Genomic DNA, 12,382 nt, shown 5'->3' with positions numbered 1-12,382 from the left:
GCCCTCAACGGTGCTTCTGCTGGCGGTAGTGATCGGCCAGCGCATCGCCCCCGAAATCGGCGGCGAGATCACGCCACACCGCGTGGATATGGTTGGCGCCGTTCTGGGTGTTGTCGTGCTCGATCAGCGTCACCGGGCCGTGGACCCTGAAGTAGTGCGCCTCCCCTGGCGTGAGCGATCCGGCCCACGCAAATCGGAAGGTCGCGAGACCCTGTTCCAGAACCCGCTGTTTCTGCTGAGCGAGCAGGTCGGCCGCGAGGGTGCCGAGGAAGCGGTCCATCAAGGCTTCCACCAGCGTGCGCTGCGCACCGGCCATCTCGCCCAGCAGCAGGCCCTTCGGGGTACCGAGATCGGCCTCCCGCTGCGGACTGGTCACGATCTCACCGAACGAGCGGTCGGAGATGGTCGCGGTCTGGCGCTGCCGGTCGTTGAGGCCCGCCATGATCTGGCGGGCAAGGTCTTCTGAGGCGCCGAGCAGGCGGAAGCCGCGATGGGGGCCGTCGCGCACCGTGGCGGGATGGGCGCCGGTGAAGAAGGGCGTCACCGCGACATGTCCCGGCGCCGGCAATGCCACATTCAGTGACAGGTGATGGCCCTCGAACCGCCACCCCCAGGGAAAGCGGCCGGGCGTGCCGAACACCGAGACGTAGTAGCGGGCGGGATCGCGGAAGCTACCCTGCTGCTCACGCAGCACGCCCTCGAGCAGGCGCACGCCGTCGAGCAGGTCGAGGCCGCGCTGGTTCAATACCGTGGCGAACAGGGCGCGGGCGGCGTCGGCCTGGTCGGCGCGCATCTCTCCCAAGGCGAGGCCCGAGCGGCTGCGCGGGATGTAGTGCCAGTCGCGGCGATTAGTCGATTCGAACGCGATCATCGCCTTCCGGCGCTGGCCGTCGTCGAGCATTACCAGGAAGCGATTGGCGGCGTCGGCGATGCGCTGGGCGGCATCGACCGTCTGGGCGCTTGCGCTGCCGAACGGCAACAAGGCCGCCGCCGCCAGCATGGTCCGCCGGGTCGGCGGGCCGTGGTGAGGATGGGGATGGCCGTGAGACTCGTCGTGCGGATGCCAGCCGTCGTGCGGCATGGCCGGCCCGTCAGGTCGAGGTCTTGGGATATTTCAGCGTGCAGCCATAGGCGCGGGTCGAGGCGTCGGCGACCGGCTTGCCGGACAGAACCTGGTCCAGCGCCACGCGGACATATTGCGTGGCCTTCGGAATGTCGGCGGCGCTCGACGAAGGGATCGAGTCGATGCCGCCCTTGTAGACCAGGATGCCGTTGGCATCGATGATGTACATGTGGGGCGTCACCGTGGCGCCATAGGCGCGCGCGACCTTGCTCTGCGGGTCGAGCAGCACGGCTGCGGGCGCGGCATTGCGGCTCTTGGTGAGGTCGTTGGCCTGCGTGGCCGTCACATGGCCCTGCTCGCCGGTGGCGGAGGAGGCGACGGTCAGCCAGACGACGCCCTTGGCGGCGGCTTCGCGCTGCTGATCCTGCATGTTGTTGGAGGTGTAGTGCTTGCGCACGTAGGGGCAGTCGTGATTCGTTGTCTCGAGGACGACGACCTTGCCCTTGAGGTCGGCCAGCGACCAGCTCTTGCCGTTGCTGTCGACGGCGGTGAACTGCGGCGCCGGCTTGCCGACATCGGGGCTCGAGCTGGCAAAAGCGGCGGCGGGGGCGAAGGCGAGCGCAGCGCCACCGATCATCAGGGAACGACGGGGAACATTCAGCTTCGACATGACTGCCTCCTAACGCTTGGCTTGCTGGATTGACGACAACTCCGACAGGATCAGCGACTCGGTGAGGACCTGCGGCAGGATCTTCGGCCGATCCGCGCCCGGCGCCCAGAACAGGTAGAGGGGAACGCCAGCGCGGCCGAGTTCCTTCAGCACCCCGGTTATTTCGGCATCGCGATTGGTCCAGTCGCCCTTGAGCTTGACGACACCGGCCTGCTCGAACGCCCTCCGGGACGCCGGCGTTTCGAGCGCGACCCGCTCGTTCACCAAGCAAGTAATGCACCAGGCGGCAGTGAAGTCGACGAAGACCGGCTTGCCGGCGGCGACGGCCTCGGCCATGCGGGCGCGCGAGAAGCGTTCCCAGCCTTCGAAGCTGACACCGGCATTCGGACCGCCGGACGCCGAAGCGGCCGTTGCGGGACTGTCGTCGAGCTTGAGGGTCGCGGCAAAGGCCAGCAGCACGGCGCCGGCCGCAAGGCCTCGGCGCGCCCAGGTGCCCGCCGAGGCACCGCTCCCGATCCGCAGCAGCCAGATGGCGAAGGCGATCAGGATCATGCCGCCCAGCGCGTAGAGCACGCCGTCGGCGCCGGTCTGCTGGGTCAGCACCCAGATCATCCAGACGGCGGAGGCATACATGGGGAAAGCGAGGAACTGGCGCAGCCGGTCCATCCACGGGCCGGGCCGCGGCATCAACCGCTGCAGCGCGGGCGTCATCGCCAAAGCGAGGTAGGGAAGGGCGAGGCCGAGGCCCATCGCCAGCAGCACCGCGACGGTGGCGGGCGCCGGCTGGCTGAGCGCAAAGCCCAGCGCCGCGGCCATGAACGGCGCGGTGCAGGGCGTCGCCACGATGACCGCCAGCACGCCGGTGAAGAAGGCGCCGGTGGTGCCGCCGCGGGAGACCAGGCCCTGGCCGACGCCGGCAAGGCGGTTGCCAACCTCGAATACGCCCGAGAGGTTGAGCCCGACCACGAAGAACAGATAGGCGATCAGGAGCGAGAAGACCGGCGACTGGAACTGGAAGCCCCAGTTCACCTCGCCTGCGGTCGAGCGGATCGCGATCACGATGCCCGCCATGGCGGCAAAGGAGGCGAGGACGCCGGCCGTATAGGCGAGCCCATCGCGGCGCATCTCGCTGCGCTCATGTCCGGCGAGGCGCGCGAAGGCCGCGGCCTTCATGGCCAGCACCGGGAAGACGCAGGGCATCAGGTTCAGGATCAGGCCGCCCAGCAGCGCGAACAGCAGAGCCTGCACCAGCGAAAGATCCTCTGCGCCGACCGCGTTCGCGAGCGATGCGGTGGCGGCCGGCACGAACGCCGGATCGAGCTTCGCCGAGACGTCGAAGGCCTGCTTCACGTTGCCGTCGGCCGTCTTCTCGGTGAGCACCAGCGTGCCGGCGAGGTCGGCGGCCAGCGCGGTCTTGGCGTCGCCCTTCTTCAGGGGAATGCGGATGCCCTCGGGCGTCACCGTGGCGGTCTGCTTGGCCATCGTGGCCACGGGGCCCCACTCGGCCGGGAAGAAATAGATGTCGCTCACCGAGTCGGGTTTCAGGCCCTTGGCCTCGACCAGCAGGGTCGGGTCTCCGGCCTTGGACAGCCCATAGCGGGCGGGCCACGGGCTTGGCGTGGGCACCGCGCGACGCGCCTGCTCGAACAGGGTGCGCGTGACGGGCGGTGCCGGCGTTGCGGCCGCCCCCGAGGGCAGCACCAGCTCGAATTTGCCCTCTTCGGGGATGCAGACATCCTCGCAGACCAGCCAGTTGGCCTCGGCCGCCAGCGTGAGCGGTCCTGTGAGGTCGGCGGGCGGCGTGATGCGCACCAGCAGCACCGACTCGTCCTTGAAGCCGTAATTGATGACGCCGCCGATATCGAACAGGGTCGGAGCCGGCCAGACGATCGGATCGGCCTTGGCGCCTTCGGGCAGCTTCCACGCGATTTCGGTCGGCAGGCCGGATTCGCCCGGATTCTTCCAGTAGGTGTGCCACTTGGGGCGCATCGTCTGGCGGAGCCCGACCCAGAACGGCTCGCCGGGCTTGACCGTCGCGACCTCGGAGACGAGCTCGGACCGCACGTTTTCGGTCGTCACGACCGCCTGCGCGAAGGCCGGACCGGCCAGAAGCACGAAAAGAAGGGCGAGGAAACGTGCCATCGCTTTTCTAAGTGACCTCCGGTCGTGGCGCTTGCAAGGCAATCCGGATCAAGCCGCCGTGATATTTTGCCCGGCATCCCGTGAACGACTAAGGTCTTGGTCCGACTGGAGAATTCATGTTGCGACTGGATGACCGGCGCCTGCTCGGCGCCCTAGACGAGCTGGCGTCCCTCGGCGCCATCGAGGGTGGCGGCTGCGCGCGCCTCGCGCTCACCGACGAGGACAAGGCCGGCCGAGACCTGGTGGTGGGCTGGATGAGGGCACTTGGCCTCGTCGTGACGGTCGACGCGATCGGCAATGTGATCGGCGTGCGGGCGGGCACCGAGGATGTCGCACCGGTCATGACCGGCAGTCATATCGACACGGTGCGCACCGGCGGTCGCTACGACGGCAATTACGGCGTGCTGGCAGGTCTTGAGGTCGTTCGTGCGCTGAACGAGGCCGGCGTGACGACGCGCAGGCCGATCGCGGTCGCCGTCTTCACCAACGAGGAAGGCGCGCGCTTCCAGCCCGACATGATGGGCAGCCTGGTCTATGTCGGTGGCCTCGGGCTCAACGAGGCCTATGCCGCTTCCGACAAGGACGGCGTCTCGGTCGGCGACGAGCTGCGGCGCATCGGCTATCTCGGCCCCGCCAAGCCCGGCGCCCTGAAGCCGCACGCCTTCGTCGAGCTGCACATCGAGCAAGGACCGATCCTCGACGAGGAAAAGACTCAGATCGGCGTGGTCGAAAGTGTGCAGGGCATTTCGTGGACGGAGTACACGGTGACCGGCGTCTCCAACCATGCCGGCACCACGCCGATGCGCCTGCGCCGTGACGCGGGCTATCTCGCCGCCTCGGTCAACCTGTTCGCCCGCAAGCTCGCCTGGGAGATGGGCGGCAACCAGGTGGCGACGGTGGGGTCGCTGGCGCTGCGGCCCAACCTCATCAACGTCGTGCCCAATCGCGCGATCTTCTCGGTCGACCTGCGCAACACCGACGAGTCGAAGCTTTGGGAAGCCGAGGCGCGGGTCGCCGCTCACATCGCCGAGGTCGCAAAGGCCGAGCGGGTCGAGGTCGAGGCGAAAGTGCTGGCGCGCTTCGAGCCGGTGATCTTCGACGCCGCCCTGGTCGACCGGGTCGAGCATCATGCCAAAGCGATGTCGCTCACCACGCGGCGCATGCCGTCAGGCGCCGGTCACGACGCCCAGATGATGCAGCGCCTCTGCCCGACGGCGATGATCTTCGTGCCGTCGGTGGCGGGGCTCAGCCACAATGTGAAGGAACACACGGAAGCGGCGGACCTTGTGGCCGGCGCGCAGGTGCTGCTGAACATGATGCTTGAGCTGGCCGGGTGAAGCAGCCCGAGAACAATCTCGCCGAGCAGGTCATGGCGCGGCTGAGTGCCGACATTCGCGGCGGCCGCCTCGCGCCGGGCACGCGCCTGCCGACCGAACAGATGCTCAGGGCGGAGCTGGGCGTGAGCCGCACCGTGGTGCGCGAAGCCGTGGCGGCGCTGCGCGCCGACGGGCTGATCGTGACGCGCCGGGGTTCCGGCGCGTATGTGGCCGACCCGTCGGCCGGGCCGTTTCGCATCGTGCCGCCGCGGGCGACCTCGCTGTCCGATATCCTGAATGTCATGGAATTGCGTCTGGCGGTCGAGGTGCAGGCGGCGGGTCTGGCCGCCGAGCGCGCGGACCGAAAGCAGCTCGGATCGATCCGGGCGGCATGGCGTGCGATCGATGCCGCCCTGAAGCGCGGCGAAGGGGCCGTGGTCGAGGATTTCGCCTTCCATCGCGCCATCGCCGAGGCGACCGGCAACGACCAGTTCCCGGGCTTCCTGGCCTATCTCGGCAGTCACGTGATCCCGCGCCAGAGCGTGCGGCTGGACATCGATACGCCGGCCGAACGCCGTCTCTATCTCGAGCGCATCCAGGCCGAGCACACGCGCATCGTGACGGCCATCGCCGACAGGGAGCCGGGCGAAGCGCGACGCGCCATGCGCGACCATCTCACGCGTTCTCTCGACCGCTATCGAACTCTGGCAGGAGGAAACAGGAATGGCCGACGCTAAGCACACGCGCCGCATCGTCTTCACCGGCGCCGCCGGCGGAATCGGCACCATGACGCGGCCTTTGCTGGCGGGGCTCTATCCTGGGCTGGTGCTGAGCGACCGGATCGAGCCGGCGGGCCTGCAATCGGGTGAGACCTTCGTGGCCGCCGATCTGACCCGGCCCGACGAGGTCGCCGCGCTGCTCGCGGGCGCCGACAGCGTCATCCATCTCGGCGGCCACTCGGTCGAGGGCACGTGGGACCAGATCCTGCAGGCCAACATCGTCGGCTGTTACAATGTCTTCGAGGCGGCGCGTGAAGCCGGCGTGAAGCGCGTGATCTTCGCCTCGTCCAACCATGCGATCGGCTTCTATCCGCGCAAGAAGCGCATCGGCACGGACGTCACCGTCCGCCCCGACAGCCGCTACGGCGTCAGCAAGGTGTTCGGCGAAGCGCTGGGGGCGCTCTATTCCGACAAGCACGGCATCGCGGTGACCTGCCTCCGCCTCGGCAATGTCGGGCCGCGGCCGCTCGACGTGCGGCGCCTCTCCATCTGGATCTCGCCGCGCGATCTCGTGCAGCTCTTCCAGATCGGCCTCGACCATTCCGATCTTCGCTACGAGATCTTCTACGGGGCCTCCGACAATGCGGCGGGCTGGTGGGACAATTCGCGGGCGAATCGGTTCGGCTATCGTCCGCAGGACAAGGCCGAGGATCATCGCGCCCATGCCGAGGCGGAGCAGGCAAAGATCGGACCAGATCCGGTCGGGGATCTCTTCCAGGGCGGCAGTTTTTGCTCGGCAGAGTTCACCAACGACATGAAGCGCGCCGGGCCCTAGGCGCTATACTCGGCGGCAAGAGGTGACGATGACGCGTTTTCTGACTGTCGGTGCGGCGCAGATGGGTCCCATCCAGCGCAGCCATACCCGTCGTGACGTCGTGGAGCGGCTGATCGCCCATCTGCGCGAAGCGAAGCGCATGGGCTGCGAGCTCGTGGTGTTTCCCGAGCTCACGCTCACGACGTTCTTTCCGCGCTGGTGGATGCAGGACCAGGCCGAGGTCGACTCCTTCTTCGAGCAGGAGATGCCGTCCAACGAGACGGCGGCGCTGTTCACCGAGGCCAAGCGGCTCTCGATGGGCTTCTGCCTCGGCTATGCGGAGCTGGCCAACGAGGAGGGGCGCGTCCGGCGTTTCAACACCTCCATCCTGGTCGAGCGCGACGGCAGCATCGTGGGCAAGTACCGCAAGGTCCATCTGCCGGGACATGCGGAGCATGAGCCCGAGCGGCCGTTCCAGCATCTCGAGAAGCGCTATTTCGAGGTCGGCAATCTCGGCTTCCCGGTCGTGAAGGCATTCGGCGGCAACATGGGCATGTGCATCTGCAACGACCGCCGCTGGCCCGAGACCTATCGCGTGATGGGCCTGCAGAATGTCGAGATGGTGCTGCTGGGTTACAACACGCCGCTGCACAATGCGCCGTCGCCCGACCATGACGAGCATTCCTGGTTCCACAACCAGCTCTCGATGCAGGCCGGTGCCTACCAGAACGGGACGTGGGTGGTCGGCGTCGCCAAGGGCGGCACCGAGGAGGGCGTGCCGTCGCTGGCCGACAGCATGATCGTGGCGCCGTCGGGCAAGGTCGTGGCGCGCGCTGGCGGCGACGGCGACGAGCTGATCGTCCATCGCTGCGATCTCGACGCCGGGAAGAGCTACAAGACGACGACCTTCAACTTCGCGGTCCACCGCCAGCCCGACCAGTACCGCATGATCGTCGAACGCAAGGGCGCGATCGATCCGGCCTGACGCTCAGACGACTTCGCTCTTCGCGAAGTTGCCGTAGGAGCGCTCCGGCGTGCCGCGGAACAGCGACATGTGCGTGTGGGTGGCCACGAACGGGTCGCCGACCGCCTTGCGCCCCAGCACGACCGTCGTGCGGCCCGGCCGGTCGAAGCGGTCGCCGTTGGGATGGAAGCCGTGGGATTGCCACACGCCCATGCCGACGGCGGTCAGCCGGTCGGCCGAGACGATGGCCTCGATCTTCGAGAGGTCGTAGCGGAAGTCGCGGATCGTGCCCCAGACGTTGCGCCATTGCTTCTGCTCGGCCAGATCGCGACCGATCATGAAGTCAGTGAAGGTGCCGAAGGCGATCATGTCGTCGGCGAAGATCGGCCGCGCGCCTTCGTAATCGACGGCGCGGCAATGCTTCGACAGCGTGTCGAACCACTGGCGCACGGCGGCAAGGTCGTCGGCGGTGACGGGAGTCCTAAGGTTCATCGCAAGCCTCTCCTAGAGTCCGAAACGCTGCCAGAGTGCGCGCTCCTCGAGCGCGGCCAGGGTGGCGGGGCCGATATTGTCGATCCCACCGCCGATCCCGGTCTGCAGGCCGAAGCGCGACAGCAGACGTCGACGCGGGCCGATGACGGGCAGGCGAACCTTGTCGCCATAGCGGCCCTGCAGGGTGGCGCGCAATTCGCCGAACCCGTCGACCAGGCCGAAGTCGATGCCGCGCCGCGCCGTCCAGAACTCGCCGCTGAACAGGACGGACTCGTCGCCCTTCAGAAGCTTGCCGCGCCGCTGGCGGATCCAGTCCTTGAAGCCGTCATGGATCTCCGCCTGCAGCCGCTTCAGCCGCTCGACGTCTTCGGGCTGCTCGGGCCGAAAGGGATCGAGCATCGACTTGTTCTCGCCCGACGTATGGACGCGGCGTTCCACGCCGATGCGGGCGATCAGGTCCTGGAAGCCGAAGCCCGAGCTGATGACCCCGATCGAGCCCACGATCGAACTCGGATCGGCAATGATCTCGTCGGCAGCACAGGCCAGCCAGTAGCCGCCCGAGGCGGCCACGTCCTCTATGAAGGCGACGACCGGCAGGCCCTTCTCGGCCGCGTGCAGGCGGATGCGCTGGGCGATCAGCGCGGATTGCACCGGAGAGCCGCCGGGCGAGTTGAGCGACAGCGCGACGGCCTTGGCCCCGCGCGTCTCGAATGCCCGCTTCAACAGGGGGGCAACGGACTCCATCGACAGGCTGCGGCCGCCCAGCAAGCCGCCCGAGGCGATGACGCCGGAGAGGCGAACGACGGGCACGACCGGCCCGCGGTGAAAACGATCCCTGATCCAATTCAGCATGCCGCGCACTGTCGCGGGCGTGCCCCTAGAAGGCAAGCGGCTGGCCGTGGCGCAGGATGGCTTCAGCCTCGTCGGTGTAACCGCCGCCGGGCCGATGCAGTATCAGGGGCGCTGCGTCCCGGCGGCGCAATTCGCGTGCAGGGCGCGCGCGAACCAGCACGCGCGCGGCCGGCGGCAGGCGCTTCACGGTGACGTCGCCCCAGCCAAGACGGGCCAGGATGGCAACGATCTCGTCGAGGCGATCGCTGCGATGGATCAGCAGCAGGTCGCCTGCAGGTTCCAGAGCGCCCGTTGCCACGGTCAGCCACCGCGCGAGATCTGCGCTCGATTCGACGGTGGCCAGCGCCTTGCTGGGGTCGGGCGAGGGATCGGCGACCGCCGCCGGGAGGTAGGGCGGATTGGTCGCGACATGGTCGAACGGGCCGAGAGCAGCGGGCAGGGGCTGCGCCAGATCGTGAACCAGCGTGCGGACACGATCGGCGGCGTCGTTCAGGCGGGCATTGCGCTCCGCCAGTGCCGCCAGCGCCGGTTGCAGTTCGATGCCGGTAACGTCGCAGCCGGGCACGCGCGCGGCGACGCACAGGCCGACGGCGCCGACACCCGCGCCCAGATCGAGCACGCGCTCGCCGGGCCGCGCATCGACGGCGGCGGCCAGCAACACGGCGTCGACCGCGATTCGATATCCGCGTTTCGGCTGCAAAAGCTTCACGCGACCGCCCATCACGGCATTTTCGGTCGGCGCGCAATCCATGCTAGTCATCTCGAACGAAATCATCTCGCAGCAACAGGCTTCACGGAGAGTTGGCCTTCCGTCATGGCAACCGTCGTCTCTCTCGAAGGCAAGCGCAAGTCGCCCAGCCTCGAACCCCTTCTGGCGCTTTGCACCGACGACATGGGGCGGGTCGATCGCGAGATCGTGGTCCGCATGCGCTCGCCGGTCGCGCTGATCCCCGAACTTGCAAATCACCTCGTGGGTGCCGGCGGCAAGCGCATGCGTCCGCTGCTCACGGTCGCAGCGGCACGGCTGTGCGGTTACAGCGAGGGCAGCGACCGCCACATCAAGCTCGCGACCTGCGTCGAGTTCATCCATTCCGCCACGCTGCTGCATGACGACGTCGTCGACGTGAGCGCCCTGCGCCGCGGCAAGCCGACCGCCAACACCGTGTATGGCGACAAGGCCTCGGTGCTGGTCGGCGATTTCCTGTTCACGCGCGCGTTCGAGCTGATGGTCGAGGTCGGTTCGCTCGACATTCTCGGCGTGCTCTCGAACGCCTCCTCGACGATCGCCGAAGGCGAGGTGCTGCAGCTGGTCAGCCAGCGCGACATCAGCACGCCCGAGGCGACCTATCTCGATATCATCAAGTCGAAGACCGCCAAGCTGTTCGCCGCGTCAGCCGAGGTCGGCGCGATGGTGGCCGGCCGCAACGGCCCGGAACGCGTGGCGCTGCAGAGCTTCGGCATGAACCTCGGCATTGCCTTCCAACTGGTCGACGATGCGCTCGACTATTCCGGCCGCGAGGCCAAGCTCGGCAAGACGGTCGGCGACGATTTTCGCGAGGGCAAGATCACCCTGCCGGTGATTCTCGCCTTCCTGCGCGGTGGCGCCGTCGACCGTGAATTCTGGAAGCGCACCATCGAGAAGCTCGACCAGCGTCCCGAGGATCTCGAACAGGCGCATAGCCTGATCGAGCGGCACGGCGCCCTGTCCGATACGCTGGAGCGTGCGCGCCACTATGGCGCCATGGCGCGCGACGCGCTGGGCCTGTTCCCGAGCACGCCGCTCAAGGCGGCGCTGCTCGAGGCGGTCGACTTCGCCATCGACCGCGCTCACTAAGACAGCGTCGCGCAATGGCTGCCCAGTACGTCCTCGCCATCGACCAGGGCACGACCAGCACCCGCGCCATCGTCTTCGACGCGAGCGGGCGGCCGGTCGCCTCGGCGCAGAAGGAACTGCCGCAGATCTTCCCCAGGCCCGGCTGGGTCGAGCATGATCCGGAAGAAATCTGGTCGGCCACGGTCGAAGTCTGCCGCGGCGCGCTCGCCAGGGCGAAGCTCGATGCCAGAGATCTGGCCGGCATCGGCATCACCAACCAGCGCGAGACCACGGTGGTGTGGGATCGTGCCACCGGCAAGCCGATCCACAACGCCATCGTCTGGCAGGATCGGCGCACCGCCGATCGCTGCGCCGAATTGAAGAAGGAAGGCCACGAGAAGCTCTTCACCGATCGCACCGGCCTGCTGCTCGATCCGTATTTCTCGGGCACCAAGATCGCGTGGATCCTCGACCATGTCGCTGGTGCCCGCGCCGCCGCGGACAAGGGCGCCCTCGCGGCCGGCACGATCGAATGCTTTCTGCTGTGGCGGCTGACCGGCGGCACCGTGCATGCGAGCGACGCCACCAACGCCAGCCGCTCGTTGCTGCTCGACATCCGCACGGGTCGCTGGGATCCCGAGCTGATGATGATCCTGGGGGTGCCGGCCTCGATGCTGCCCAAGGTCGTCGATTGTTCCGGCGAACTGGGCGTCGCCACCAAGGACATACTGGGCGTGCCCGTTCCCATCCTTGGCATGGCCGGCGACCAGCAGGCGGCCACCGTGGGCCAGGCCTGCATCAAGCCCGGCATGGTGAAGGCGACCTACGGCACCGGCTGCTTCGCGCTGCTCAATACCGGCAGCATCGCCGTGCATTCGCGTCATCGACTGCTGACGACGATTGCCTACCAGTTCGACGGGCGGCGCACCTATGCGCTGGAGGGCAGCATCTTCATCGCCGGCGCCGCCGTGCAATGGCTGCGCGACGGGCTGAAGCTGATCGAAAAATCCTCCGACGTCGAGAAAGTCGCCGCCGGCGCAAAGGACGGGCACGGCGTCTACATGGTGCCGGCCTTCGTGGGCCTGGGCGCGCCGCATTGGGATCCCGAGGCCCGCGCGGCCATTCTCGGCCTGACGCGCGACTCGGGGCCCGGCGAGATCGCCGCCGCCACGCTCGACTCGGTTTGCTACCAGACGCGCGACCTGCTCGAGGCGATGCGCGGCGACGGTGCCCAGATCGACGAGCTGCGGGTCGACGGCGGGATGGTGGTGAACGACCCGCTGATGCAGCGGCTGGCCGACACGGCCGGCACGCCGGTCGAGCGGCCGGAGGTGACCGAGACGACCGCGCTGGGCGCCGCCTTCCTGGCCGGCCTCAAGGCGGGCCTGTGGCCGTCGCTCGATGCCCTGTCGAAGACATGGGTGCTCGACCGGGCTTTCAAGCCGGCCGAGGACAGCGCCTCGCGCGATCGCCGCTATGCCGGCTGGCAGGACGCGGTCCGCCGCGTGCGCAGTTCCTGATTGCTGGTAGGGGGCGC

12 protein-coding genes are annotated in these 12,382 nt (G+C 68.1%); 6 read left to right on the top strand and 6 right to left on the bottom strand.

From position 1 onward, the window contains the following. Nucleotides 1-4: 4 nt before the first annotated feature. From ACO07I_RS12610 to ACO07I_RS12600, 3 genes are read right to left on the bottom strand one after another with little or no spacing between them, the layout of a single operon-like run. On the bottom strand, nt 5-1,081 hold the full coding sequence (locus tag ACO07I_RS12610) for a DUF3500 domain-containing protein (protein ID WP_422017785.1): 1,077 nt from the start codon (nt 1,079-1,081) through the stop codon (nt 5-7). A 10-nt stretch (nt 1,082-1,091) separates the two neighbouring features. Continuing rightward, nucleotides 1,092-1,733 (bottom strand): thioredoxin family protein, encoded by a 642-nt coding sequence (locus ACO07I_RS12605; RefSeq protein ID WP_422017783.1) that lies wholly within the window; start codon nt 1,731-1,733, stop codon nt 1,092-1,094. A gap of 9 nt (nt 1,734-1,742) precedes the next feature. Further along, entirely contained in the window at nt 1,743-3,875 is a 2,133-nt protein-coding gene (locus ACO07I_RS12600; protein ID WP_422017781.1) for a protein-disulfide reductase DsbD family protein, read from the bottom strand. Between the two features lie 116 nt (nt 3,876-3,991). On the opposite strand from ACO07I_RS12600, the gene ACO07I_RS12595 reads away from it, so the two are divergent. The 4 genes from ACO07I_RS12595 to ACO07I_RS12580 are packed head-to-tail and all read left to right on the top strand — an operon-like array spanning nt 3,992 to nt 7,709. After that, on the top strand, nt 3,992-5,212 hold the full coding sequence (locus ACO07I_RS12595) for a Zn-dependent hydrolase (RefSeq protein ID WP_422017779.1): 1,221 nt from the start codon (nt 3,992-3,994) through the stop codon (nt 5,210-5,212). After that, a complete protein-coding gene (locus tag ACO07I_RS12590) occupies nt 5,209-5,928 on the top strand; it encodes a FadR/GntR family transcriptional regulator (RefSeq protein ID WP_422017777.1) in 720 nt (239 codons plus the stop codon). Before ACO07I_RS12595 ends, ACO07I_RS12590 begins: the two co-directional genes overlap by 4 nt. After that, a complete protein-coding gene (locus ACO07I_RS12585) occupies nt 5,915-6,745 on the top strand; it encodes an NAD-dependent epimerase/dehydratase family protein (RefSeq protein WP_422017775.1) in 831 nt (276 codons plus the stop codon). Before ACO07I_RS12590 ends, ACO07I_RS12585 begins: the two co-directional genes overlap by 14 nt. A gap of 28 nt (nt 6,746-6,773) precedes the next feature. After that, nucleotides 6,774-7,709 (top strand): N-carbamoyl-D-amino-acid hydrolase, encoded by a 936-nt coding sequence (locus ACO07I_RS12580; RefSeq protein WP_422017773.1) that lies wholly within the window; start codon nt 6,774-6,776, stop codon nt 7,707-7,709. Between the two features lie 3 nt (nt 7,710-7,712). On the opposite strand, the gene ACO07I_RS12575 is transcribed toward ACO07I_RS12580, so the two are convergent. The 3 genes from ACO07I_RS12575 to ACO07I_RS12565 are packed head-to-tail and all read right to left on the bottom strand — an operon-like array spanning nt 7,713 to nt 9,792. Further along, on the bottom strand, nt 7,713-8,180 hold the full coding sequence (locus ACO07I_RS12575) for a YybH family protein (protein WP_422017771.1): 468 nt from the start codon (nt 8,178-8,180) through the stop codon (nt 7,713-7,715). A gap of 12 nt (nt 8,181-8,192) precedes the next feature. Further along, nucleotides 8,193-9,032, bottom strand: a complete 840-nt coding sequence (locus ACO07I_RS12570; RefSeq protein ID WP_422017769.1) for a S49 family peptidase — start codon at nt 9,030-9,032, stop codon at nt 8,193-8,195. A 25-nt stretch (nt 9,033-9,057) separates the two neighbouring features. Continuing rightward, nucleotides 9,058-9,792, bottom strand: coding sequence for a tRNA1(Val) (adenine(37)-N6)-methyltransferase (locus ACO07I_RS12565; RefSeq protein ID WP_422017767.1), 735 nt, complete (start codon nt 9,790-9,792; stop codon nt 9,058-9,060). Nucleotides 9,793-9,846: 54 nt separating this feature from the next. On the opposite strand from ACO07I_RS12565, the gene ACO07I_RS12560 reads away from it, so the two are divergent. Together ACO07I_RS12560 and glpK are read left to right on the top strand one after the other, a co-directional pair. Next, complete coding sequence (locus ACO07I_RS12560; protein WP_422017765.1) at nt 9,847-10,866, top strand: polyprenyl synthetase family protein; 1,020 nt, start codon at nt 9,847-9,849, stop codon at nt 10,864-10,866. A 14-nt stretch (nt 10,867-10,880) separates the two neighbouring features. Beyond that, nucleotides 10,881-12,365 carry a glycerol kinase GlpK gene (gene glpK / locus ACO07I_RS12555; RefSeq protein WP_422017763.1) on the top strand — a complete coding sequence of 495 codons (1,485 nt, stop codon included), beginning with the start codon at nt 10,881-10,883 and terminating at the stop codon, nt 12,363-12,365. Nucleotides 12,366-12,382: the final 17 nt, after the last annotated feature.

The sequence above is a fragment of the Reyranella sp. genome (genome assembly GCF_965227665.1).
GTDB lineage: Bacteria > Pseudomonadota > Alphaproteobacteria > Reyranellales > Reyranellaceae > Reyranella.
The sequence above is the reverse complement of the archived record's forward strand: the minus strand, read 5'-3'. Positions and strand labels throughout refer to the sequence as shown.

Coding starts and splice junctions, on each gene's coding strand:
- glpK (WP_422017763.1), top strand. CDS start 10,881: ATGGCTGCCCAGTACGTCCTCGCCATCGACCAGGGCACGACCAGCACC.
- ACO07I_RS12595 (WP_422017779.1), top strand. CDS start 3,992: ATGTTGCGACTGGATGACCGGCGCCTGCTCGGCGCCCTAGACGAGCTG.
- ACO07I_RS12565 (WP_422017767.1), bottom strand. CDS start 9,792: ATGACTAGCATGGATTGCGCGCCGACCGAAAATGCCGTGATGGGCGGT.
- ACO07I_RS12600 (WP_422017781.1), bottom strand. CDS start 3,875: ATGGCACGTTTCCTCGCCCTTCTTTTCGTGCTTCTGGCCGGTCCGGCC.
- ACO07I_RS12575 (WP_422017771.1), bottom strand. CDS start 8,180: ATGAACCTTAGGACTCCCGTCACCGCCGACGACCTTGCCGCCGTGCGC.
- ACO07I_RS12560 (WP_422017765.1), top strand. CDS start 9,847: ATGGCAACCGTCGTCTCTCTCGAAGGCAAGCGCAAGTCGCCCAGCCTC.
- ACO07I_RS12570 (WP_422017769.1), bottom strand. CDS start 9,032: ATGCTGAATTGGATCAGGGATCGTTTTCACCGCGGGCCGGTCGTGCCC.
- ACO07I_RS12610 (WP_422017785.1), bottom strand. CDS start 1,081: ATGCCGCACGACGGCTGGCATCCGCACGACGAGTCTCACGGCCATCCC.
- ACO07I_RS12585 (WP_422017775.1), top strand. CDS start 5,915: ATGGCCGACGCTAAGCACACGCGCCGCATCGTCTTCACCGGCGCCGCC.
- ACO07I_RS12605 (WP_422017783.1), bottom strand. CDS start 1,733: ATGTCGAAGCTGAATGTTCCCCGTCGTTCCCTGATGATCGGTGGCGCT.
- ACO07I_RS12580 (WP_422017773.1), top strand. CDS start 6,774: ATGACGCGTTTTCTGACTGTCGGTGCGGCGCAGATGGGTCCCATCCAG.